Origin of the sequence: Bordetella genomosp. 2, from assembly GCF_002261345.1 — a bacterium.
Classification (GTDB): Bacteria; Pseudomonadota; Gammaproteobacteria; order Burkholderiales; family Burkholderiaceae_B; genus Bordetella_A.
On the sequence record NZ_NEVT01000006.1, the window covers coordinates 1,078,778 to 1,102,051 of the forward strand.

Genomic DNA, 23,274 nt, shown 5'->3' on the forward strand with positions numbered 1-23,274 from the left:
GCGGCGCCTCGCGAGGCGCTAGACGCGCTCGAACACCGCCGCGATGCCCTGCCCGCCGCCGATGCACATGGTGACCAGGGCATAGCGGCCCTGCACGCGCTGCAGTTCGTAGAGCGCCTTCACGGTGATGATGGCGCCGGTCGCGCCGATGGGATGGCCCAGGCTGATGCCGCTGCCATTGGGGTTGACCTTGGCCGGGTCCAGGCCCAGTTCGCGCGACACCGCGCAAGCCTGCGCCGCGAAGGCTTCGTTGGCTTCGATCACGTCGAGCTGGTCCACGGTCAGGCCGGCGCGCTTGAGCACCGCCTGGGTGGCCGGCACCGGGCCGATGCCCATGATGGTGGGATCGACCCCCGCATGCGCGTAGGCGACCAGGCGCGCCAACGGCTTGACGCCGCGCCGCTCCGCCGCCGCGGCGCTCATCAGCACCACGGCGCCGGCGCCGTCGTTCAGGCCCGAGGCGTTGCCGGCGGTGACGGTGCCGTTCTCTTTCTGGAACACCGGCTTCAACGCCGCCAGGCCTTCCGCCGTGACGTCGCGCCGCACATGCTCGTCGGTGTCGAACGTGACCTCGCCCTTGCGCGTCTTGATGACGAACGGCACGATCTGCTCGCGGAACCGGCCGGCCTCGATGGCGGCCGCCGCGCGGCGGTGCGATTCGGCCGCCAGCGCGTCCTGGTCGGCGCGGCTGATGCCGAACTTGGCGGCCACGTTCTCGGCGGTGACGCCCATGTGCATGCGGCCGAACGGATCGGACAACGCGCCGGTCATCATGTCCAGCAGCGCCGCGTCGCCCATGCGCGCGCCCCAGCGCTGCGCCGGCGCGATGTACGGCGCGCGGCTCATGCTTTCGGCGCCGGCGCCCACGGCGATCTCGGCGTCGCCCAGCATGATGGTCTGCGCGGCCGACACGATGGCCTGCAGGCCCGACCCGCACAGGCGATTGACGTTGAACGCGGGCGTCTCCTTGCCGATGCCGGCGTTCATGGCGGCCACGCGCGACAAGTACATGTCGCGCGGCTCGGTGTTGATGACGTGGCCCACGGCGACGTGGCCGACCTCGTCGCCCCCGACCGCCGCGCGCGCCAGCGCTTCCTTGATGACGGCGGCGCCCAGGTCGATGGGCGGGACGTCCTTCAATGCGCCGCCGAAATCGCCGATGGCGGTGCGGGCGGCTGCGGCGACGATGACTTCATTCATGGTGTTCCTCCTGTGCGATCCCAAACGTGGATAGCCCCATCATACTGTGCGGTGCAACATGGCGTCCAAGCCCGTCCCCCAGGCGGCGCTATTGCTTGGGAATGCCGGCGCGCTCGGCCGCGTCGGCCCACTTGCGGATCTCCGCAAGCTGGAACTCGCCCAGCTCCGCGGCCCCGGCGGGGAAGGCTTCCCAGCTGGTGCGCGCCAGGAACGCTTCGGCGTCGGCGGTGCGGTAGATGTCCACCAGGGTGCGCGACAGTTTGTCGATCACGGCCGCCGGCGTGCCGGCCGGCGCGAAGGCGGCGGTCCAGTTCACCATGTAGTAGCCGTCGAAGCCGGACTCCTGCAGCGTCGGCACATCGGGCGCGCTGCGCAGGCGCTGGTGGCCCGTCACGGCCAGCAGCCGCATCTTGCCGGCCTGCACGAACGGGATCACCGCGCCGTAGTCGGCGAACACCAGGTCCACCTGCCCGCCGGCCAGGTCGGTCAGCGCCGGCGCGGCGCCTTTGTAAGGCACGTGCGTGGCCTCGATGCCGGCCATCGACAGGAACAGCTCGGTGGCGATCTGGTACGAGGCGCTGCCGCTGCCGTAATTCAGCTTGCCCGGCGCGCGGCGCGCCGCCTCGACCAGCTCGGCCACGCTCCGGTAAGGCGCGCCGGCCTGCACCGCCAGCGCCATCGCGCCGAAGCCCAGGCGAGCGACCGGCGCGAAGTCCTTGACGGGGTCGTACGGCAGTTGCTTGAACATGGCGGCGTTGGTGGCCACCGGCGAGTTGCTGGCCAGCAGCAGCGTGTAGCCGTCGGGCCGGGCCGTGGCGACCGCCTGCGCGGCAATGAAGCTGTTGCCGCCCGGCCGGTTCTCCACCGATACCGGCACGCCCAGCCGGACCTCCATCTGCTGCGCCACATAGCGGGCGTTGCTGTCGGTGCCGCTGCCCGGCGGAAACGACACGACCAGGCGGATGGGCTGCTCGGGGTATGCGGCACGCGCGGCCGGCGGCAGCAAGGCCGCGCACAACAGCGCGGCCAGCCGGAAAAAGCGGTTCATGGGTTGTCTCCTGGATTATCGGCGCGCACGGCCATGCGCGCGGACCCAAGGGTAGGCAACCGGCGGCGGACCCGTCTAATACTGATTCATTAGCTCGCCATAGCGATTCGGTATCGCCTGGGTGGCCAGCATCACGTCGCGCAGCTTCAGCACCGGCACGCACGACGTATCGCGATGCGCCACCAGCGACAGGGCCAGCGCGCCCTGCGCCTCGGCATCGACCAGGTCGACGAACGCCACGTGCGGCGTGGAATAGGCGCGCGTCACGCCCGGCACCAGCGCCACGCCCAGCCCGCTCGCCACCAGGCTGACCAGGGTCTGCACCTGGATGGCTTCCTGGCTGATGCGCGGCGAGAACCCCGCCTTGCGGCACAAGGCCTGCGCCACGCCGTGCAGGCCCGGCACCTTGGCCGGCGAATACATCACGAAGGGCTCCGACCGCACGTCCTGCAGCACCACCGGGCCGCTCGCCAGCGGATGGGCGGCCGGCAGCGCCAGGATCAGGCTGTCGCGCTCGACCACCCAGCTCGACAAGGACGGGTCTTCGGCCAGCGGGCCGCGCACCAGGCCGGCGTCGATCTCGTTGGCGCGCAGCATGCCGGCCAGCCGCACCGTGCTGTCCTCGCGCAGTTCGAGCTCGACGTCCGGATAGCGGCGCCGGAATACCGGCAGGCAGCGCGGCAGCAACATGTAGGTGGCCGAGCCCACGAAGCCCAGCCGCAGGCGGCCTTGTTCGCCCAGCGCCACGCGCCGCGCCGACTGCCGCGCCTGGTCGGCATGGAACAGGGCGCGCCGCGCATCGGCCATCAGGGCCGCGCCGGCCGGCGTCAGCGACACGCCCTTGGCGCCGCGCTCCAGCAACTGCGCCCCCCACGCCGTGCTCGAGCTTCTGGATCGACACCGACAGGGCCGGCTGGGCGATATGCAGGACTTCGGCGGCGCGACGGTAGCTGCCGAGTTCGGCGATGGTGACGAATTGGCGTAGTTGACGGAGGTCCATGGCCATAACGAATTCGATATCACGCAATACAAACACCATATTAGACGCTTATGCACTGCCTGGTTAGGATGCGCCCATGACGCTTCCCTCCGACCCCGAACGCAGCGCCCTGGCCGGCGTGCGCGTGCTGGACCTGACCTCGGTCGTGTTCGGCCCCTACGCCTCGCAGATCCTGGCCGACTATGGCGCCGACGTGATCAAGATCGAGTCCCCCGAGGGCGACTCCACCCGCCGCACCGGACCGCAGCAGGAAGACGGGCTGGCGGCGATTTTCCTCGGCATCAACCGCAACAAGCGCAGCGTGGTGCTGGACCTGAAACAGGCCGCCGCGCGCGAGGCCCTGCTGGCCCTGGTGGACGGCGCCGACGTGCTGATGCACAGCATGCGGCCGGCCAAGATGGCGCGGCTGGGCCTGGACCCCGACACCCTGTGCGCGCGCAACCCGCGCCTGGTCTACGCGGGCCTCTATGGTTTCGGCGAGGGCGGCGCCTACGCGGGCCTGCCCGCCTACGACGACATCGTGCAGGGGCTGTCCGGCGTGGCCGACATCACCCAGCGGCAAGGCGGCACGCCGCGCTACCTGCCCACCATCGCGGCCGACAAGACCTGCGGGCTGGTCGCCGCGCATGCGATCCTGGCGGCGCTGTTCCAGCGCGAACGCACCGGCCTGGGCCAGCGCCTGGAAGTGCCGATGTTCGAGTCGATGGCGTCCTACCTGCTGGTGGAACATCTGTACGGCCGGCACCTGCAGGATACGCCCGGCGCGGCCGGCTACCCGCGCGTGCTGGCGCCCTGGCGGCGCCCCTACCAGACCGCCGACGGCCATCTGTGCATGATGCCGTACACCGACGCCCACTGGCGGCGCTTCTTCACCGAGACCGGCCATGCGGACCTGGCCGGCGACGCCCGCTTCGCCGACATCTCGGCGCGCACCCGCCATATCGAGACGCTCTATGAACTGGTGGGCGGCATCGTCGCCGGCCGCGACACGGCGCACTGGCTGGCGCTGTGCCAGCGCCTGGAGATTCCCGCCGCGCCGGTCAACCGGCTGGAGGACCTGGAACACGACCCGCACCTGCGCAGCGTGGACTTCTTCGTGCCGCTGCAGAGCGCGGCGGGCAAGCGCTATCGCTTCGCCCGCAATCCGGTGCGGCTGCAGCGCTCGCAGGTCGCGCCAGCCATGCCGCCGCGCCTGGGCGAACACACGCGCCAGGTGCTGCGCCAGGCCGGGCTCGAGCCCGAGCGGGTCGAAGCGCTGCTGGCCAGCGGCGCGGCGCGCGAGCCGGCCGCCCCATCCCTTTCCACACAGGAGGACACGCCATGACCGATTCCCGCCCGGCTCCGCTGCTGGGGCACGGCTACTACTGGCAAGACCTGCAGGTCGGCCAGCGCTTCCGCACGTTCCGCCGGACCGTCACCGAAACCGACATCGTCAACTTCATCAGCGTCACTGGCATGCTGGAGACGATCTTCATCGACGCCACCTACGAGCATGGCGCGATCCGCGGCCGGCCGGCGCCGGGCGCGCTCACGTACGGGCTGATCGAAGGCCTGATCATGCAGGGCATGGTGCAGGGCACCGGGCTGGCGCTGCTGGAGGTGCACAAGAAAATGCTTGCGCCGGTCGTGGCCGGCGACACCGTCTGGGCCGAAATCGAAGTCACCGGCATCCGGCCCACCTCGCAGCACAACCGCGCCGTGGTCAGTTCGGCAATCGAAGTGCGCAACCAGCACGACCAAGCCGTGATGGCCTACACCGCCACGCGCATGCTGGCCGGCAGGCCGGCCTGAGTGTCGCGCGGCCGGACGGCCGCGTCCCCGGGCGGCGTGCGGCGCCGTCCCTACAAAACAAGCACAAGGAGACAAGCACGATGAGAACCCTCACCCAGACCGCCGCGGCCGCCCTGGCCATCCTCGTCCTGGCGGGGCCGGCCCCGGCGCGGGCCGCCTGGCCCGAGCGCCCGGTCACCATGGTGGTGCCCTTCCCGCCCGGCGGGCCCACCGACCTGGTGGCGCGCGTACTGGCCAAGCAACTGGCCGACCAGACCGGCCAGACCTTCGTCGTCGAGAACAAGGGCGGCGCCAATGGCAACATCGGCATGCAATATGCCGCGGCCGCCAAGCCGGACGGCTACACCGTGCTGTACAACACCTCGTCGATCGCCCTCAGTCCGAACTTGTACCGCAACCTGCCTTTCGATCCGGTCAAGGATTTCACCGCGGTGTCCTCGACCGCGGTGATCCCGCTGGTGCTGCTCACGCACCCGTCGGTGCCCGTCAATGACGTGCGGGAGTTCGTCGACTATGCCCGCGCCAATCCGGGCAAGCTGTCCTACGGCTCGGCGGGCGCCGGCAACGTGACCCACCTGGGCGCCCTGCTGTTCCTGCGTTCGGTCGGCATACAGGCGGTGCATGTGCCGTACCGTGGCAGCGCGCCGGCGATGACGGACCTGGTCGGCGGCCAGGTGCAGTTCATGACCAACACGCTGAACGATTCCCTGGGATTCGTGCGCGAAGGCAAACTGAAGGCGCTGGCGGTCAGCAGCAAGGCGCGCAGCCCCCAGCTGCCCGACACGCCGACGCTGGGCGAAACCGTGGTGCCCGATTTCGAAATGGGCGCCTGGCAAGGCATGGTGGTGCCGGCGGGCACGCCGCAGGCCGTGGTGGACGCGCTCAACGCGCAGATCCGCAAGGCGCTGCAGGCGCCGCCGGTGCTCAAGCAATTGGCCGCGCAGGGCGCGCAGCCGCTGGGATCGTCGCCCGCCGAGTACGGCGAATATATCCGGGCCGAGATCGACCGCTGGCACGAAGTCGTGCAGGCGGCCGATGTCCGGCTGGACTAGGGCCTGTCCACGCTAAAAGGAGGCCCGGCGGGCGCGGGACTCAGCGCCCCGCGGCCTTGGCACTGATGCCGCCGGCCACGCCCATGTCGGTCTTGGGCACGTCGGTGATGATGATGCGCACGTCCTCTTCCGAAATGCCGATGCTGTCGTGCACGGCCCGGCTCACGGCCGCCAGCATGGCGGCCTTTTTTTCCTCCGTGCGGCCCTCGATCAGCATGACGCGCAGCAAGGCCATGTCCTTGCCGAGCTCGCCGGCCACGATGACGTGCTCGGGGGGCACTTCCTGCAGCACGATGCGCACGCTGGCCAGCGGCGCCGCCAGGCTGTCGACGACAGCCTGCGACACGCGGGTCAGCAGTTCGGACTTCTGCTGGGCCGAGTGGCCCTGCATGATCTGGACATTCAGGATAGGCATGGGAGGGTTCCGCTGTAATGAGCCGTGGGAGAAGCGCTCATCATAGCGAAAGCCGCGGCGGGCCGCCCTCCCCGCCCCGCTCAATGCGGGGACTCGGCCTGCTGGGACGGGGCGGGCGCCGGGTCGGCCGGCGCGGGCTCCACGGATGCGGGCGTGACCAGGTCCACGACCTTCTTGCGCGACAACATGCCGATGAACTCGTCGTCCTCGCCGGTCACGGCCACCGGCTGGTCGCTGTGCACCAGGCGTGCCAGCACCTCGTCCAGTCCGGCGGTGGCCGGCACCGAGGCCAGGTCCTCGACGAATGCGGACACGTCGCGCGCGCCGGACTCGACCGCGCGCTGCGCCACCTCGGCCGTCAGCACGCCGGCCAGCCGCTTGCCGTCGAGCACCGGGGCATACTCGAAGTTGAGCGCCCGCATGCGGTCCAGCGCATGCGCCGGCCGCGACCGCATGGTCAGCGTCAGGCGCGGCGGGTTGACGGCATGGGCGGCGTTGAGCACCTTGGTGCGGTTGACGTCCTGCAAGAAGGCCTGCACATAGTCGTTGGCCGGGTTCAGCAGAATGTCCTCGGGCGTGCCCTCCTGCACCAGCTCGCCGTCCTTCAGGATGGCGATCCGGTTGCCCAGCCGCAGGGCCTCGTCGAGGTCGTGGGTAATGAACACGATGGTCTTGTTCAGGCGCGCCTGCAACTGCAGCAGGTGATCCTGCATCTCGCGGCGGATCAGCGGATCCAGCGCCGAGAACGCCTCGTCCATCAGCAGGATCTCGGCATCGGTCGCCAGCGCCCGCGCCAGCCCCACGCGCTGTTGCATGCCGCCGGACAGCTGGTGCGGATACTGCGCCTCGAAACCGTTCAGCCCCACCTGGTCGAGCCAGTGGCGCGCGCGCTGCTCGCGTTCGGCCTTGGGCATGCCCTGCACGGTCAGGCCGTAGGCCGCGTTCTCCAGCACCGTGCGGTGCGGGAACAGGCCGAAGCGCTGGAACACCATGCTCATCTTCTTCTGGCGGAAGGTCTCCAGTTCGCGCTTGCCGAGGCTGACGACGTCCACGCCATCGACCAGGATGTGGCCGGCGCTGGGCTCGATCAGCCGGTTGAAATGCCGGATCAGCGTCGACTTGCCCGAGCCGGACAAGCCCATGATGACGTAGATGCTGCCCTCCTCGATGGAGAGGCTGATGTCGCGCAGACCCAGCGTGTGGCCGCTCCTGGCCAGCAAGTCTTCCTTGCTCATGCCGTCCTGGGCGGCCTGCAGCCACTTGCCGGGGTGCGGACCGAAAATCTTGTAGATGTTCTTGACTTCGATCTTGCTCATCGATGGCCTCCTTTGCGTACACGCTGCCCGTAGGACTGCGTGATGCGATCGAACAGCACCGCCAGCACCACGATGCCCAGGCCGGCCAACAGGCCGCGCCCCACTTCCAGGCGGTTGATGCCCAGCAACACTTCATAGCCCAGCCCGCGCGCGCCGATCATCGAGGCGATGACCACCATCGACAGCGCCATCATCGTGGTCTGGTTGATGCCGGCCATGATGTTCGGCAGGGCCAGCGGCAGCTGCACGCCGAACAACTGCTGGCGCGGCGTGGCGCCGAACGCGCGCGAGGCTTCCAGCACCTCGCGGTCGACCAGGCGGATGCCCAGGTCGGTCAGGCGGATCAGCGGCGGCACCGCATAGATGACCGTGGCAATGATGGCCGGGATCTTGCCCAGGCCGAACAGCATCACCACCGGGATCAGGTAGACGAAGCTCGGCATGGTCTGCATGACGTCCAGCACCGGCAGCATGATCGAGCGCAGCCAGTTGGCGCGCGCCATCAGCACGCCCACCGGAATGCCGATGATGACCGACAGGCCGGCGGCCATGATCATCAGCGCCAGGGTCTGCATGCCGGCGTCCCACAGGCCCAGCAGGCCAATGACGCACAACAGCGCGCCCATGGCGACGCTCAGGCCGATACGGCGGCTCACGCCCCAGGCGATGGCGATGGTGGCCAGCACCACCACCCACCAGGGCGTGCTGCGCAGCAGGTGCTCGAGCCAGACCAGCACGTCCAGGAAGGGCCGCGACATTGCCTCGAGCGTGTCGGCATAGCGCGTGACCAGGTGATCGACGAAAGTGTCGATGGCGCCGCGCACGGCGCGCGGCGGGATGATTTCAGGAAACATAGGCAACTCCATACGGGCGTGCCGCAGGGTGATGCGGCCGGGCGCGAACGGCCAGCCGCATGGCCCTCGGCACGCGTTCCCGGCGCGGCGCGGCGGCCGCGCGCGGGGACAGGGCCGGGCAAGGCGGCGCCGCACCGCGCGGGGCGGCGCGACGCCAGGGCCGGATTACAGCGCGGCCTGGACGCGCGTCGCGACCTCGGCGGGCACCCATTTGGTCCAGACATCGGACTTGTTCTTCAGGAACCATTGGGCAACGGCGGCGGAATCATCGCCGGACTCTTCCATGTGCGCCAGGGTCTGGTCAACCTCGGGCAGCGGGATGGAAACCTTGGACAGGAACTCGGTCAGCTTCGGCGCCTTCTGCGAAAACTCGGTATTGACGGCGGTGAACACCGGGTTCTCGGGGTAGGCGCTGGGCTGCGGGTTGGCGCACTTGGGCGCGGTCAGGCACTTGTGCTTCTCGGCGTCATACGGGGGCAGCTCGAGCTTGACCAGGTCCAGCGCGCCCACCAGCGGCGTCGGATACCAGTAGTAGAACACCACGTTCTGCTTGCGCTTGTAGGCCGACATCAGGGCCGCCTTCTGCGCGGCGCCGGTGCCGGGCGAATACAGGGTGTAGGTGTCGTCGAGCTTCAGGGCGTGGAACAGATTGGTGCTGGTGACTTCGCAGCCCCACCCCGCCGGGCAGCCGTAGAAACGGCCCTTGGAGGGCTCTTCCGGATCCTGGAACTCATCCTTGAACTTCGGCAGGTCGGCCGCCGACTTCAGTTCGGGCAGGCGCTCGGCGGTGTACTTGGGAATGAACCAGGCCTCGCCGCCCATGTAGACGTCGCCGATGCGCTTGACCTTGCCGGTCTTCTGGGCCTTGTCCCAGGGGTCGGCCACACTGTTCAGCCAGATCTCGGTGTTGATGTCCAGGTCGCCGCGCTCCAGGGCAGCCAGGGCGGGCAGGGTTTCCGTGGGCAGGGTCTCGGTCTTGCAACCGTAGCCCTTTTCCATGATGAAACGCTCGATGTCGACCAGCACCAGGTTGGATTCCCAGTTCATGCCGCCGAACTTGACCGGGCGGTCCAGTTCGCACTGCGGCGCGTCAGCCGCATGGGCGGCGCCGGTAAACGCGAAAACCACCGCCGCGGCGGCCAGGGTCTTGACAGGGGTGAAACGCATTGGCTTTTGCCTCCATAGGTTCAGGGACACAACGCATGCCGGAGGGCTGCGGTATGCCGTGGAGCTAAGGGGGTTGTGCGGAAGACGGGCAGACCGTCAATACAAACCGACACTAGCAGCGAGGCGCGGCGCCGGGGTGGCGAACGGCCTCATCAGACAGCAGGTCCGGGACACGCCGCAATGGGCCGACACGGACTGCCAGTAAATTGAAAGAAACTAAATGAAGAAGGCAGCATCTTAGCCGATTTTGTTCCAGCGACCAACCGCGGTACAGAATCGTTTTGATACAAACAGCCAAAAAACGGCTAGGGAAAGCCCCAGGTAACGGGCCCGCAGCCCCCGGTATTGCTGATGCTGCGCCGCAGCATTCGCTTGAATAATTTAGTTTCTTTTTGTTGCTAACAGACCACTTCCACGCCCTGCCGGCAGCGGCGCCAGGCGCCCTCAGCGCCCGGCGCCGCCCCCGCGGCGATTAGCTATCAGCGATCCTCATACATATAGGTGCGCCGCCACGGGTAGGCCAGGTCCGCCGGGTTGTCGAGCTCGTCGGGCCGCCCGGTTGCCGGCGAAGTGGCCAGCACCTGGTGCAGGGCGATCCAGCCGTGCTGGAAGGCCATGGCGCAGCCGGCCAGGTACAGCCGGTACGCGCGCAACGAGCGCGCGCCCTGCTCGCCCTGCAGCACTTGCGTCGCCTCTTCCAGGCGCGCTTCCAGCGCGTCGCTCCAGGCCCACAGGGTCCGGGCATAGTGCGGGCGCAAGTTCTCGACATCCACGGCCTCGAGACCGCCGTTGGTCATGGCCTCCAGCACGCTGCTAATGTGGGTCAGTTCGCCGCCGGGGAAAATGTACTTTTCGATGAACTCGCCCATGCCGCTGCCCAGCTCGGCGTTATAGAGGCCGGCCGCGGTGATGCCGTGGTTCATGATGAGGCCGCCCGGCTTGACCAGCCGGCGCAGCTTGGCGAAATACCCGGGCAGCTGGGCGCGGCCCACGTGCTCGAACATGCCCACCGACGCGAGCTTGTCGTAGGGTTGCGACTCGTCCAGCTTGCGGTAGTCCAGCAGCTCCATGCGCACGCGCCCGGCCAGGCCTTTCTCCTGGATGAGCTTGTTGACGTACGCATGCTGGTTGCGCGACAGCGTGATGCCCGTGGCGTCCACGCCGTAGTGCTCGGCGGCCCACAGCAGCAGCCCGCCCCAGCCGGCGCCCACGTCCAGGAAGCGCTCGCCCTCGTGCAGGCGCAGCTTGCGGCAGATGTGGTCCAGCTTGGCTTCCTGCGCCTGCGCCAGATTCATGTCCGGCGTACGGTAGTACGCGCAGGAATAGACCCGGCGCGGGTCCAGCCACAAGGCATAGAAGTCGTCGGACAGGTCGTAATGGAACTCGATCTGCCGGGCGTCGCGCTCGACCGAGTGGCGCCACACCGAAATGACCTTGCGCACCAGCTCGGTCAGCCAGCCGCCCCGGGCGGCATCGACCGGCGAGCCCGGCAGCAGCGCCGAGGCGGCCGCCATGACGTCGCGCATATTGCCCTGGATGTCGATGCGGCCCTCGACGTAGTCCTGGCCCAGGACGCCGACGGCGCCTTCGGCCAGGTGGGCCAGGGCGGCCTTGTCGCGCGCCACGAAGCGGACTTGAGGATCGGCGGCGCCGATCACGGCGCCGTCGGGCAGTTGCATCTGCACGGTGACCGGCAGGCCCTGCAATTTGCGTTCTACAGCAGACAGCAAAGGATTCACAGCTTCTCCCCGTCATGAAAGAACCCGGCAACTTTATCGGAAAACGGTTGCAAGCTGTAAGCCAGGCAACCCGTGATACAGTCGTCGGCTTGCCCCCGATTGCATGGCAACCGGGAGCACGGACCATCCCCCAGATCGATGCTACCTCAATCCCTGTCCCGCACCCTGCCCGGCTGGCTCATCCTCATGGGCGTGCTGACCGCCATCGGTCCCTTTTCCATCGACATGTACCTGCCGGCCTTCCCGGCCATCGCCGACGGCCTGCGCGTGCCGCGCGGCGACGTCGAGCGCACGCTGGCCGCCTACCTGGTCGGCCTGGCCATGGCGCAGGTCGTCTACGGGCCGGTGGCCGATCGCTACGGGCGCAAGCTGCCGATGCTGACCGGGCTGGCGCTGTACGTGGCGGCCTCGCTGGGCTGCGCGCTGTCCGCCAACATCGAGATGCTGACCATCTGCCGGGTGCTGCAGGCGCTGGGCGGCGCGGCGGGCGTGGTGATCCCGCGCGCGGTCATCCGCGACCACTATGAAACGCAGGACGCGGCCCGCGCCATGTCGCTGCTCATGCTGATCATGGGCCTCGCCCCCATCCTGGCGCCGCTGGTCGGCGGCCAGTTGCTGGCCTTCATGGGCTGGCGCAGCCTGTTCTGGCTGATGGCCGCGGGCGCCCTGGCCATGCTGGGCGCCACCGCGCTGATCATGAAGGAGTCCCTGGCGCCGGAGCGGATGCAGCCGCTGAATGCGCGCTCCATCGCCGGCAATTACGCGGCGCTGGTGCGCCACCGGGGCTTCATGGCCCACAGCCTGGCCGGCGGGCTGGGCCAGGCCGGCATGTTCGCCTACATCATCAGCTCGCCGCGGCTTTTCATCGAGCTGTACGGGGTCGATCCCCAGCATTACGGGCTGTTGTTCGGCGCCAACGCCGCCGGCCTGATCATCGGCTCGCAGATCAGCGCCCGGCTGCTGCGCCGCCATACCCCGCTGCAGCTGCAGCGGCGCGCCCTGAATGCGCTGGCCGCGGCCAGCCTGGCGGCCCTGGCCCTGACGCTGGCGGGGCAGATGTCGCTGCCGCTGCTGATGGCGTGCCTGGTCGGCTACATGTTCAGCCAAGGCTTCGTCAACCCCAATTCAGCCGCGCTGGCGCTGGCCGAACAGGGCCGGCGCCTGGGCGCCGCCTCGGCCCTGCTGGGCACCCTGCAACTGTCATGCGGCGCCGTGGCCGGACTGGTGGTCAGCGTCTGGCAGGCCACCGGCCCCCTGCCCCTGGCCACGGTACTGGCCTGCTGCGCCTGCCTGTCGTGGCTGTCCGGATACATCGCACGCGGCGCGGGCGCCCGGACTGCTTGATTTTCCTGGCATTTTCGTATTAGAATGGCGAGCTTCACATGAAGTTTTCGTGAATCCCTGAGCTACCACTATGCTTTGTGGCAGCCACTTTTCATCCTCCACCCGTGTATAGGGCGGCGGCAAGCGGGTATAAGCACTGGGCCCAGCCCAACCACCTGTCTTTCCTTCCCCATGCGCGGCCAGAATACTTAGAGGTAAAACCATGGCACGCGTATGCCAAGTAACTGGCAAAGGCCCGATGACGGGCAACAACGTTTCGCACGCTAACAACAAGACCAAGCGTCGCTTCCTGCCCAACCTGCAATCGCGCCGGTTCTGGGTCGAAAGCGAAAACCGCTGGGTCCGCCTGCGTGTTTCCGCCAAGGCCATCCGCATCATCGACAAGAACGGCATCGACGCCGTGCTGGCCGATCTGCGCGCCCGCGGCGAAGTGGCCTGATCCCAGGCTCGCCCCCATAGGCCTCCCAGGAGCACGACATGGCCAAAGGTATCCGCGAAAAAATCAAGCTCGAGTCGACCGCCGGCACGGGCCACTTCTACACGACCACCAAGAACAAGCGCAACATGCCCGAGAAGATGCTGATCAAGAAATTCGATCCGGTCGCTCGCAAGCATGTCGACTACAAAGAAACCAAGCTGAAGTAATCCAGCTGGTTTTGGGTATAGTTATACGGCCCTGCGCATCGCGGGGCCGTTTTTTTTCGTCCATTGCCGCGTCACGCACCCATCGCCATGCTCCGAACCCTGACCTTGCTGCGCGCCGCCGCGTTCGCGGCAGTCCTGACCGCCCTGCCCACGGCCCACGCCAAGAACGATGCGCCCCCGATCCGCATCGGCGAGATCAACAGCTACAAGGCGATCCCGGCCTTTCTCGACCCCTACAAGAAGGGCTGGCAGCTGGCGCTGGAACAGGTCAACGCGCGGGGCGGCGTGCTGGGCCGCCCGCTGCAAGTGATCTGGCGCGACGACAACGGCAACCCGGGCGATTCCGTGCGCGCCGCCCAGGAACTGCTCACCCGCGAGAAAGTCGAGCTGCTGTTCGGCGGCTTCCTGTCGCACACCGGGCTGGCGCTGACCGACTTCGCCAAGCAGCGCAAGGTGTTCTTCCTGGCGGCCGAGCCGCTGACCGACAAGATCACCTGGCAGGACGGCAACCGCTACACCTACCGGCTGCGCCCCTCCACCTGGATGCACGTGGCGGCCCTGGCGCCCAAGGCCCTGGCGCTGCGCAAGAAGCGCTGGGCGCTGGTGTACCCCAACTATGAATACGGCCAGTCCGCCGTGGCCACCTTCAAGGCCATGATGACCTCGTTCCAGCCCGACATCGAATTCGTGGCGGAGCAGGCGGTGCCCCTCGGCAAGGTCGATGCCGGCGCGGTCGTGCAGGCGCTGGCCGATGCCCGGCCGGACGCCATCTTCAACGTGTTGTTCGCCGCCGACCTGACCCGCTTCGTGCGCGAGGGCAACACGCGCGGCCTGTTCGAAAATCGCTCGGTGGTGTCCGTCCTGACCGGCGAACCGGAATACCTCGAGCCGCTGGGCGCCGACGCCCCGGCCGGCTGGATCGTCACCGGCTACCCCTGGTACGCGATCGACACCCCCGCCCACCAGGCGTTTCTCGAAGCCTATCGCAAGCGCTACGACGAGACGCCCAAGGTCGGCTCGATCGTGGGCTACGCCTCGCTGATGTCGCTGGCGGCCGGCATCGAGCGCGCCGGCGGCGCCGACACGGAAAAGCTGGTCGAGGCATTCTCCGGCCTGGCGGTCGACACGCCGTTCGGCCCCATCACCTACCGCCCGCTCGATCACCAGTCGACCATGGGCGTGTACGTCGGCACTACCGCCGTGCAGGACGGCCGCGGCGTCATGACGGACTTCTCCTATATCGACGGCAGCCGCCTGCAGCCGCCCGACCAGACTGTCCGGCAGCTGCGCCCCGCACACTGATGAACCTGACCGGACTGCTGCTGCAGCTGCTGAACGGCCTGGCCGAGGCCAGCGCGCTGTTCCTGGTGGCGGCCGGGCTGTCGCTGATCTTCGGCGTGACCCGCATCGTGAATTTCGCGCACGGGTCGTTCTACATGCTGGGCGTCTACCTGGCCTGGACGCTCACCAACTGGCTGGGCGGCTCGGCGCTGGGCTATTGGGCGGCGCTGCCGCTGGCCGCGCTGGCGGTCGGGGCGCTGGGCGCGGCCATCGAAATGCTGGTGCTGCGCCGCATATACCAGGCGCCGGAACTGTTCCAGTTGCTGGCCACCTTCGCGCTGGTGCTGATCATCGGCGACGCGGCGCTGGCGGCCTGGGGGCCGACCGACCTGTTCGCCGCGCGCGCGCCCGGGCTGGACGGCGCGGTCGAGATCCTGGGCCGGCGCTTTCCCGCCTACGACTTGCTGCTGATCGCGCTGGGCCCGGTGGTGCTGGGCCTGTTGTGGCTATTGCTGATGCGCACCCGCTGGGGCAGGCTGCTGCGCGCCGCGGCCGAGAACCGCACCATGCTGGCCGCGCTGGGCGTCAACCAGGCCTGGCTGTTCACCTCGGCGTTCGCGCTGGGCGCCTTCCTGGCCGGGCTGGGCGGCGCCATGGCCGCGCCGCGCACGCCCGCCACCCTCGGGCTCGACCTGGAAATCATCGCCAGCGCCTTCGTGGTGGTCGTGGTCGGCGGGCTGGGATCGGTGCCGGGCGCCTTCCTGGCCGCGCTGATCATCTGCCTGGCCAAGGCGGTCTTCGTATTCGCGGGCCAGACGCAGATCGGCCCCTGGGGCTTCAACCTGTCCAAGCTGACCCTGGTCGCCGAATTCGCCGTCATGGCCATCGTGCTGGTGCTGCGGCCGTGGGGCCTGCTGGGCAAGCCGCCCGAGCCCGCCGGCGCGGCGGCCGCCGCCGCCCGGCCGGTGGCGCCGGCCTCGCGGCGCGTGCGCGCGGCCTATGCGGCGCTACTGGCGGCGCTGCTCGCCCTGCCGCTGGCCGATGCAATGTGGCCCTACCTCACGGTGCTGTTCACCGAGATCCTCATCGCCGCCCTGTTCGCCGCCAGCCTGCATTTCCTCATCGGACCGGCCGGCATGACGTCGTTCGGCCATGCCGCGTGGTTCGGGCTGGGCGCGTATGGGGCCGCCCTGCTGCTGAAGCTGGCGGCGCTGCCCATGGAGGCCGCCCTGCTGCTGGGGCCCCTCGCCGCGCTGCTGGGCGCCCTGCTGTTCGGCTGGTTCTGCGTGCGGCTGTCGGGCGTCTACCTGGCCATGCTGACGCTGGCTTGCGCGCAGATCCTCTGGGCGCTCGTCTACCAATGGGACGGCGTGACGGGCGGCAGCAACGGGCTGATCGGCCTGTGGCCGTCGGACTGGCTGGCCACCGGCCCCGCCTACTACTACGCCAGCCTGGCGCTGTGCGTGGCCGGCGTCGCCTGGCTGCGGCGCCTGGTGTTCGCGCCGCTGGGCTATGCGCTGCGCGGCGCGCGCGACTCGACCCTGCGTGCGCAGGCCATCGGCATGAACGTGCAGCGCGTCCAGTGGGCCGGCTTCATCGCCGCCTCGCTGGTCGCCGGCCTGGCCGGCTCGCTGTACGCCTTTTCCAAGGGCAGCATCGCGCCCGACGTGCTGGGCGTGGGCCGCTCGGTCGACGGACTGGTGATGGTGCTGCTGGGCGGCGTGCAGGCGCTGGCCGGCCCGCTGGTGGGCGCGGCCGCATACACCTGGCTGCAGGACAGCGCGGCGCGGTTGACGGAATATTGGCACGCGGTGCTGGGCGTGGCGGTATTGGCGCTGGTAATGGCGTTCCCGGGCGGCCTGGCCAGCCTGGCCGCCCGCGGCGCGGGAGCCCGTCCATGAACGCGCCGCTACTGCAAGTGCGCGGCCTGCGCAAATCCTTCGGCGGCATCCGCGCGCTCGACGACGTGTCGTTCGCGCTGGCCGCCGGCCAGATGCTGGCCCTCATCGGCCCCAACGGCGCGGGCAAGTCGACCTGCTTCAATGCGGTCAACGGCCAGGTGCGGCCGGATGCCGGGTCGGTGCAACTGGCCGGGCGCGAACTGGTCGGCCTGCCGCCCGAGCGGATCTGGCGCCAGGGCGTAGGCCGCACCTTCCAGACGGCGGCCACCTTCCGGTCGATGAGCGCGCTGGAAAATGTCCAGACCACTCTGCTGTCGCGCGACCGCCGCCTGTTCGACGGCTGGCGCCGCGCCGATCGCCATGGCCGGGACGAGGCGCTGGAACTGTTGTCGCAGGTCGGCATGGCCGACCAGGCGCAGCGCCCGTGCGGCGAATTGGCCTATGGCGACATCAAGCGGGTCGAACTGGCCATGGCGCTGGCGCACGGGCCGCGCCTGCTGCTGATGGACGAGCCGACCGCCGGCATGGCGGCCAGCGAGCGCCACGCGCTGATGCGCCTGGTCCGCGAACTGGCCGACACGCGCGACCTGGCCGTGCTGTTCACCGAGCACAGCCTGGATGTGGTCTTCCAGCACGCCGACCACATCGTGGTGCTGGTGCGCGGCCAGGTGCTGGCCCAAGGCAAACCGGCCGCCATCGCGGCCGACGCGCGCGTCAAGGCCGCCTACCTGGGCACGGACGACCCGCTGGCGTAGCAGCGCCTTCAGCCCGCCCGTGCGGCGTCGCCGCCGCTGTCCGCGGCACTGCCGCAGCGCGGCGATGGCTGCCCGGCAGTGCCGAGCGGGCCGCATTCGCGGAAGATGCGCGCCGTGCAGCCGGCGCAGATGCCCGGGTCCAGCCGCGCATAGATCTGCGCGATCGCCGTGTTCTTGTCGGGAAAGATGTGGTCCTCGCCCAGCCGCTCGACGAAGCCGGTGCGCCGCCACATCTGCGTGACGCCGGGCCGCGGCCGGTGAAAATACAAATCGCCGCCCATCTCGCGGCGCTTGCGCAGCTCGTCCTCCCAGAGCAGCGCGCCGGCCTGGTCGATGAAGTTCATGCTCTTGGCCATGATCAGCAGGTGCCTGGGCGCGTCCGGCCGGGCCCGCAGGGCTTGCAGCTGGTCCGCCACATGGGCCACCGCGCCGAAGTACACCGACCCCTCCATACGCAGCAGCTTGAGCTGCGGACATTCCGGCAGCGGACGCTGCGCCATCTCCAGCACCGCGAAATGGCGCTCGGGGTCGTCGGCGTCGAAGCCCATCGTGCGCATCGCCGGGTGCGAGGTGCGGTGCAGGTACACCATCAGCGACAGCAGGGTCCCCAGCAGGATGGCGATTTCCATGCGGATGGTGACCGTCGCCACCAGCGTGGCCAGGGCGATCAGGAACTCGCTGCGCTGGATGCGGGCCGCCTGGCGCCAGCGCGGCAGCTCCAGCAGGTTCCAGGCCACCAGCAGCAGCAGGCCGGCGATGGCGGCGTGCGGAATCATCGCCAGCAACGGCGCGCTGAGCATGACCAGCAGCACCAGCAGCACAGCCGCGAACACGGCCGCCAGCGGCGTGCGCGCGCCCGACTCGTAGTTCGGGATGGAGCGGTTCAGCGAACCGCACGACAAGTACGACGAGAAAAACCCGCCGACGATATTCGACAGCCCCTGGCCGATGAATTCGCGGTTCGCGTCGATGATCTGCCCCGAGCGCGAAGCGACCGCCTTGGCGATGGAAATCGACTGCGCCAGCGCGACGATGGACAGCGCGAAAGCCAGGCCGACCAGGTCCGGCAGCGTGGCCCAGTCAATGTCCGGCACGTGGAACGGCGGCCAGGGCTGCGCCAGTGCGCCCAGCACCGACACGGGCCGGCCGGCGGCGTCGAAGACCCAGGCATTCAGGCCCGCCGCCATGGCGGTGCCGGCCGCCAGGCCGATCAACATGTGCGGCTTGCGGCGGTCCCAGCGGCGCGCCAGCAGCGAGACGGCGACGGTCGTCGCGGCCACCAGCAGCGCGCCCCAATGCAGGTCGCCCAGGCCGCGCGCCACCCCGGCCAGCACCGCGCCGGCGCCATGCGCGCCGATTTCCAGCCCCAGCGCGTCGTTCAGCGCGTGGACCGCGATCAGCACGGCCGCCCCGCTGGTGAAGCCGAACAGCGCCGAAGGCGAAATGAAATTGGCCAGCGATCCCAGCCGCAGCACGCCCACCAGCCACTGCAGGATGCCGACCAGTATCGTCACGGCCAGCGCCATCTGTATATAGGCCGGGCTGCCCGCCGCCGCCAGCGGCGCCAGCACGGCATAGAGCGCCAGCGAATTCGCGTTGGTGGGGCCGGACATGACATGGCGGCTGGACCCGAACAGCGCCGCCACCACACAGGGCACGATGGCCGAATACAGCCCGAATTCGGGCGGCAATCCGGCCAGCGTGGCGAACGCCACCCCCTGCGGCAGCACCAGCAAGGCCCCCAGCAGGCCCGCCATGGCATCGGCGCGCAACGTGCCGGGCCCGATCTCGTCGACCCAGTTCCCGAATAGTCTGCGTGCCGCCTTGCCCACGTGCTGCGTCGTCCTCTTGTTGTCGGTATGCCCGCCAACCGGCGGCGGGGGTCTAGCGTAATCCCTCGTCACCCCGCGCGCAAACGCGCCGGCTCAGCTGGCGCCTCCGCCGCGCCGGGCGCGCATGGCGCGGCCGATGTCGGCCAGCGCCCGGTCATCGAGCAGGCGCGCCGCCATGGGCAGCAGTTCGTCTTCCTCGCGCTGGATGTGAGCGGCATAGAGGGCGCAGAACGCCTCGACCTCGGCGGCCTGCAGCAGGGCGGCGCGGCCGGCGGCCAGGTCCTCGAGCGCGCCGTGCAGGCGCCGCCAGGCAGCCTCGAGCTGGCGATGCTCCTGGGTCAGGCCATCGACCAGCGCGTGCAGGCAGACCGCGTCCGATCCCGCCATCGATTCCAGCAGCGCGGGGAACAAGTCTTCCTCTTCGTCGCGGTGATGCTGCACCGCCGCCGTGTCGAAATAGCGCAGCACGCTGGCCGCCGCGGTCCGGGCGGCGTCATCGGCGCCGTGCGCCGCCGCATGCGCGGCCAGGCGCCGCAGGGTGGCGCACTGCCGGCCCATGCGGTCATGACAGGCCGACAGCAGGTCGAGCGGCGCGTCCGGCCCGGCCGCCGGCGACGAAAAACCAGGAATCTCGACTGCCATGCCCGCCTCGCTGTCCGTTGTCTAATTCATCCCATCTGCTGTTGCCACCACAGGCGCAGCGTATCCCAGGCCCGGCCGGCCAGGCCGGCCTCGGGCACCGCGTCCAGCGTGACCAGCGGCCACTGCCGGCCCGGCTTGCCGTCGACCAGCACCTGCAGCGAGCCGACCTGGTCGGCCGCCGCGAGCGGCGCCACCAGCGGCTGGCGCTTGGCGATCACCGGCTCTACCTTGGCGCCCACCGGCACGGTGATGTATGCGTCGCTGGCCAGGCCGATGCGCACCGAATCGCGCGCGCCCTTCCAGACCTGGGGGGTGCCCAGCGCTTCGCCCTTAGCATACAGCCTGACCGTCTTGAAGCCCTGGAAGCCCCAGTTCAGCAGGACGCGGCTTTCCTCGGTGCGCAGTTTGTCCGAGGCCGTGCCCATCACCACCGAGATCAGGCGGCGGCGGTCCGGCCCGCTGGGCCGTTCGGCCGAGGCGATCAGGCAATAGCCCGCCGCCTCGGTATGGCCGGTCTTGAGCCCGTCGACGCTGGGGTCGACCCACAGCAGGCGGTTGCGGTTGGACTGCGTGATGTTGTTGTAGGTGAACGTGCGCGCCGAGTCGTAGGTCTTGTACAGCTCGGGATAATCGCGCACCAGGCGCGCCGCCAGGATGGAGAGATCGCGCGCGGTGGAATAGGTGCCGGGGTCGGGCAGGCCGTGCGGGCTGGCGAAATGGGTGCCGCGCAGGCCCATCTCGCCGGCCTTCTGATTCATGCGCAGCACAAACGCCTCGACCGAACCCGATACCGCCTCGGCCAGCGCAATCGCGGCGTCATTGCCGGACTGCACCAGCAAGCCGTACAGCAGGTCGTGCACCGAGACGCGCGTGCCGGGCTCGAGGAACATCTTCGAGCTGCCCGGCGCCACTTTCCAGGCCCGCGTCGACACGGCGACCTGCTGCGACGGCGCCAGGCGGCCCTGGCCCAGCGCCTCGAACACCAGGTACGCCGTCATGACCTTGGTCAGCGAGGCCGGCTCGATCCGGGCGTCGGCATTGTGCGAGGCGATCTCCTGCCCGCTGGTGGCATCGAGCAACAGCCAGGCGCGGGCGGTGAGCGGCGGCGCCGCCACCTGGGCATGCGCGCCCGCCAGGCAAGCCATGGCGGCCAGCAGGCCGGCACAGAATTTCTTGATCAAGGGAACTCCTACTTCGGTTGGGCCGGATGCTGGCGATGCGTCCGCCAGCGGAAATACGCGGTGCGCTCGCGCTCGTCGCGCAGCCGGCCGGCCCGCACGCGCAGCAGGTCTTTGCGGCCCACCAGCCCCGCCAGGCGGCCCGTATCGCGCTCGACGATGGGCACCCGCCCCACGCCGGTCAGCGCCATGCGGTCGGCCACCTGGCTGGCCAGTTCGTCCGGATAGCCGACGAAAAGTTCGCGGCCGGCCAGCATTTCGCCCAGCGAGCGCGCATTATCCTCGTCTTGCAGCGTCCACGCCAGGCTGTCGGCGCGCGTCATCTCGCCCACCACCACGCCGCACTGGTCGACCACCGGATAGGTGGTGTGGCGCCGCTCGGCGGTAGTGAAATGGGCCACCGCGTCGGCCACGCGCATGGTGGCCGGCAGGGTCTCGACCTGCGTGGTCATCACGGCCGACACCCGCACCAGGTCGAACGGGTCGACATGGTATTCGCGCGTCACATGGTGGCCGCGGCGGGCGATTTTCTCGGTCAGGATCGAGCGCTTGAGCAGCAGTACCGTCAGTCCGTAGGCAAACGCGCAGGCCGTCAGCACGGGCAGCAGCACGCTGAAGTTGCCGGTCAGCTCCACCGCGAACAGCGTCGCGGTCAGCGGCGCGCGCATGGTGCCGCCCATCATGGCCGCCATGCCCAGCAGCGCCCAGAAGCCCGGGGCGGCCGGCGGCAGCAGCGGCGTCGCCAGCGCGCCGAGCGCGCCGCCGAAGATCAGCAACGGGGCCAGCACGCCGCCGGAGGTGCCGGACCCCAGCGCGACCGACCAGATCACGACCTTCACCAGCAGCAACAGCAGCACGGCCTGCAGGGCGAGCCGGCCCGCCAGCAAGTCGGTGATGTTGTCGTAGCCCACGCCCAGCGCCGCCGGCTCGACCAGGCCGCCCAGGCCGATGACCAGGCCGCCGATGGCCGGCCACCACATCCAGTGCAGCGGCAGCTTCTCGAACAGGTCCTCGAACGCATACACCAGCGCCGTCAGCACGCCCGACCCCAACCCCGCCAGCACCCCGACGGCGGCCCAGGCGATCACATGCAGGAGCGACGGCTGGCCCATGCCCGCATACGGGAAGATCGGCGCGGCATCGAGCACCAGCCCGCGGGCGGCGGCGGCCACCACCGCCGCCACCGCGACCGGCAGGAAGCTGCGCGGTTTCCATTCGAACAGCAGCAGCTCCACCGCCAGCAGGATGGCGGCGACCGGGGTTCCGAACACGGCCGTCATGCCGGCCGCCGCGCCGGCCACCAGCAGCGTCTTGCGCTCGCTGGAACTCATGTGCACCATCTGCGCCAGCAGGGAGCCGATGGCCCCGCCGGTCATGATGATCGGGCCTTCGGCGCCGAACGGCCCGCCCGTGCCGATCGACACGGCCGACGACAGCGGCTTGAGCACGGCCACCCTCGGCTGGATGCGGCTCTTGCCGATCAGGATCGCTTCCATGGCTTCCGGAATGCCGTGGCCGCGGATTTTCTCGGAGCCGTAGCGCGCCATGAAACCGATGATGATGCAGCCCGCCACCGGCACCAGGACCACCGCCGCGCCCAGCGTATTGCCGGCGATCGGCAGGTCCTCGAGCGAGAAGCGGCCGTAATAGGCCAGGTTGGTGCACAGGGTGATCAGGCGCAGCAGCAGCCAGGCGGCGCCGACGCCGGCCAGGCCGACCAGCACGGCCATCGCCATCAGCAGCAGCACGCGGCGGTCGGTCGTGAAATCGCCCAGACGGGATGTGCCGGGCATGCGCACCGGAGCAAAAGGTGAAGGGGAAGCCATACGAAATCAGCGGACGAAAAGAAGCAGGACCGGCGCCATGCCGGTCCTGCGGAAAAAATATCGTAGCACGATATAAATTACATCCCGCTGACTGTCCATGCCGCGCGGCCATCATGCCGGCCGCGCCGGCATGAACGCTGCGGGCGCGCGCGCTTCGTTGCGCGGCAAGCCGCGTAAATCATGATGCTTTGTCCGGAAAACAACGCTTTGCGGCCGCCAGGGCCCTAAAAATGCGCGCGCCGGCGCGAAGTTCCGCTATCATCGGGCGCGAGGTGCCGAGTGCCGATG

Annotated in this window: 21 protein-coding genes and 1 pseudogene; 9 read left to right on the top strand and 13 right to left on the bottom strand. The window is 69.3% G+C overall.

Annotated elements, in window-relative coordinates; genetic code table 11:
- Nucleotides 1-18: 18 nt before the first annotated feature.
- The 4 genes and pseudogenes from CAL24_RS15280 to CAL24_RS24490 all read right to left on the bottom strand — a co-directional run.
- Complete coding sequence (locus tag CAL24_RS15280; protein WP_028354113.1) at nucleotides 19-1,200, bottom strand: acetyl-CoA C-acyltransferase family protein; 1,182 nt, start codon at nucleotides 1,198-1,200, stop codon at nucleotides 19-21.
- 88 nt (nucleotides 1,201-1,288) lie between these two features.
- On the bottom strand, nucleotides 1,289-2,248 hold the full coding sequence (locus tag CAL24_RS15285) for a Bug family tripartite tricarboxylate transporter substrate binding protein (RefSeq protein ID WP_094807120.1): 960 nt from the start codon (nucleotides 2,246-2,248) through the stop codon (nucleotides 1,289-1,291).
- Between the two features lie 75 nt (nucleotides 2,249-2,323).
- A complete protein-coding gene (locus tag CAL24_RS15290; protein WP_249278545.1) occupies nucleotides 2,324-3,109 on the bottom strand; it encodes a LysR family transcriptional regulator in 786 nt (261 codons plus the stop codon).
- Nucleotides 3,110-3,176: 67 nt separating this feature from the next.
- A pseudogene (locus CAL24_RS24490) lies at nucleotides 3,177-3,287 on the bottom strand (hypothetical protein); the annotation flags it as partial.
- Between the two features lie 37 nt (nucleotides 3,288-3,324).
- On the opposite strand from CAL24_RS24490, the gene CAL24_RS15295 reads away from it, so the two are divergent.
- The 3 genes from CAL24_RS15295 to CAL24_RS15305 all read left to right on the top strand — a co-directional run bounded on the left by CAL24_RS15295 (nucleotide 3,325) and on the right by CAL24_RS15305 (nucleotide 6,091).
- Nucleotides 3,325-4,572, top strand: coding sequence for a CaiB/BaiF CoA transferase family protein (locus tag CAL24_RS15295; RefSeq protein ID WP_028354115.1), 1,248 nt, complete (start codon nucleotides 3,325-3,327; stop codon nucleotides 4,570-4,572).
- Complete coding sequence (locus CAL24_RS15300) at nucleotides 4,569-5,039, top strand: MaoC family dehydratase (RefSeq protein ID WP_028354116.1); 471 nt, start codon at nucleotides 4,569-4,571, stop codon at nucleotides 5,037-5,039. Before CAL24_RS15295 ends, CAL24_RS15300 begins: the two co-directional genes overlap by 4 nt.
- Nucleotides 5,040-5,119: 80 nt before the next feature.
- On the top strand, nucleotides 5,120-6,091 hold the full coding sequence (locus CAL24_RS15305; protein WP_094807121.1) for a Bug family tripartite tricarboxylate transporter substrate binding protein: 972 nt from the start codon (nucleotides 5,120-5,122) through the stop codon (nucleotides 6,089-6,091).
- A 40-nt stretch (nucleotides 6,092-6,131) separates the two neighbouring features.
- Here CAL24_RS15305 and CAL24_RS15310 read toward each other — a convergent pair whose 3' ends face one another.
- From CAL24_RS15310 to CAL24_RS15330, 5 genes are all read right to left on the bottom strand, one after another.
- Nucleotides 6,132-6,506 carry a tautomerase family protein gene (locus CAL24_RS15310; RefSeq protein WP_028354118.1) on the bottom strand — a complete coding sequence of 125 codons (375 nt, stop codon included), beginning with the start codon at nucleotides 6,504-6,506 and terminating at the stop codon, nucleotides 6,132-6,134.
- 80 nt (nucleotides 6,507-6,586) lie between these two features.
- Entirely contained in the window at nucleotides 6,587-7,822 is a 1,236-nt protein-coding gene (locus CAL24_RS15315) for a quaternary amine ABC transporter ATP-binding protein (protein ID WP_094807122.1), read from the bottom strand.
- Nucleotides 7,819-8,676, bottom strand: a complete 858-nt coding sequence (locus tag CAL24_RS15320) for an ABC transporter permease (protein ID WP_028354119.1) — start codon at nucleotides 8,674-8,676, stop codon at nucleotides 7,819-7,821. The genes CAL24_RS15315 and CAL24_RS15320 overlap by 4 nt, the downstream gene beginning before the upstream one ends.
- 165 nt (nucleotides 8,677-8,841) lie before the next feature.
- Complete coding sequence (locus tag CAL24_RS15325; protein ID WP_028354120.1) at nucleotides 8,842-9,843, bottom strand: ABC transporter substrate-binding protein; 1,002 nt, start codon at nucleotides 9,841-9,843, stop codon at nucleotides 8,842-8,844.
- A gap of 479 nt (nucleotides 9,844-10,322) precedes the next feature.
- Nucleotides 10,323-11,582, bottom strand: coding sequence for a class I SAM-dependent methyltransferase (locus CAL24_RS15330; RefSeq protein ID WP_028354121.1), 1,260 nt, complete (start codon nucleotides 11,580-11,582; stop codon nucleotides 10,323-10,325).
- A gap of 138 nt (nucleotides 11,583-11,720) precedes the next feature.
- On the opposite strand from CAL24_RS15330, the gene CAL24_RS15335 reads away from it, so the two are divergent.
- The 6 genes from CAL24_RS15335 to CAL24_RS15360 all read left to right on the top strand — a co-directional run bounded on the left by CAL24_RS15335 (nucleotide 11,721) and on the right by CAL24_RS15360 (nucleotide 17,508).
- On the top strand, nucleotides 11,721-12,926 hold the full coding sequence (locus CAL24_RS15335; RefSeq protein WP_094807123.1) for a Bcr/CflA family multidrug efflux MFS transporter: 1,206 nt from the start codon (nucleotides 11,721-11,723) through the stop codon (nucleotides 12,924-12,926).
- Nucleotides 12,927-13,128: 202 nt separating this feature from the next.
- Nucleotides 13,129-13,365: a 50S ribosomal protein L28 gene (gene rpmB / locus CAL24_RS15340; RefSeq protein WP_028354123.1), complete on the top strand. Its 237-nt coding sequence runs from the start codon at nucleotides 13,129-13,131 to the stop codon at nucleotides 13,363-13,365.
- Between the two features lie 38 nt (nucleotides 13,366-13,403).
- Nucleotides 13,404-13,571 carry a 50S ribosomal protein L33 gene (rpmG, locus tag CAL24_RS15345; protein WP_003810296.1) on the top strand — a complete coding sequence of 56 codons (168 nt, stop codon included), beginning with the start codon at nucleotides 13,404-13,406 and terminating at the stop codon, nucleotides 13,569-13,571.
- Nucleotides 13,572-13,658: 87 nt separating this feature from the next.
- Nucleotides 13,659-14,873: an ABC transporter substrate-binding protein gene (locus tag CAL24_RS15350; protein WP_094807124.1), complete on the top strand. Its 1,215-nt coding sequence runs from the start codon at nucleotides 13,659-13,661 to the stop codon at nucleotides 14,871-14,873.
- Nucleotides 14,873-16,753, top strand: a complete 1,881-nt coding sequence (locus CAL24_RS15355; protein WP_094807125.1) for an ABC transporter permease — start codon at nucleotides 14,873-14,875, stop codon at nucleotides 16,751-16,753. Before CAL24_RS15350 ends, CAL24_RS15355 begins: the two co-directional genes overlap by 1 nt.
- Nucleotides 16,750-17,508: an ABC transporter ATP-binding protein gene (locus tag CAL24_RS15360; RefSeq protein WP_094807126.1), complete on the top strand. Its 759-nt coding sequence runs from the start codon at nucleotides 16,750-16,752 to the stop codon at nucleotides 17,506-17,508. Before CAL24_RS15355 ends, CAL24_RS15360 begins: the two co-directional genes overlap by 4 nt.
- Nucleotides 17,509-17,516: 8 nt before the next feature.
- Here the strand turns inward: CAL24_RS15360 and CAL24_RS15365 are convergent, their stop codons facing one another.
- The 4 genes from CAL24_RS15365 to CAL24_RS15380 form a co-directional block, all read right to left on the bottom strand.
- Nucleotides 17,517-19,340: a SulP family inorganic anion transporter gene (locus tag CAL24_RS15365; RefSeq protein ID WP_283162973.1), complete on the bottom strand. Its 1,824-nt coding sequence runs from the start codon at nucleotides 19,338-19,340 to the stop codon at nucleotides 17,517-17,519.
- 93 nt (nucleotides 19,341-19,433) lie between these two features.
- A complete protein-coding gene (locus CAL24_RS15370; protein WP_094807127.1) occupies nucleotides 19,434-19,982 on the bottom strand; it encodes a hemerythrin domain-containing protein in 549 nt (182 codons plus the stop codon).
- A 26-nt stretch (nucleotides 19,983-20,008) separates the two neighbouring features.
- Nucleotides 20,009-21,127, bottom strand: a complete 1,119-nt coding sequence (locus CAL24_RS15375) for a D-alanyl-D-alanine carboxypeptidase family protein (protein ID WP_170947109.1) — start codon at nucleotides 21,125-21,127, stop codon at nucleotides 20,009-20,011.
- A gap of 44 nt (nucleotides 21,128-21,171) precedes the next feature.
- Nucleotides 21,172-22,953 carry a chloride channel protein gene (locus CAL24_RS15380; RefSeq protein WP_249278546.1) on the bottom strand — a complete coding sequence of 594 codons (1,782 nt, stop codon included), beginning with the start codon at nucleotides 22,951-22,953 and terminating at the stop codon, nucleotides 21,172-21,174.
- Nucleotides 22,954-23,274 lie beyond the last annotated feature (321 nt).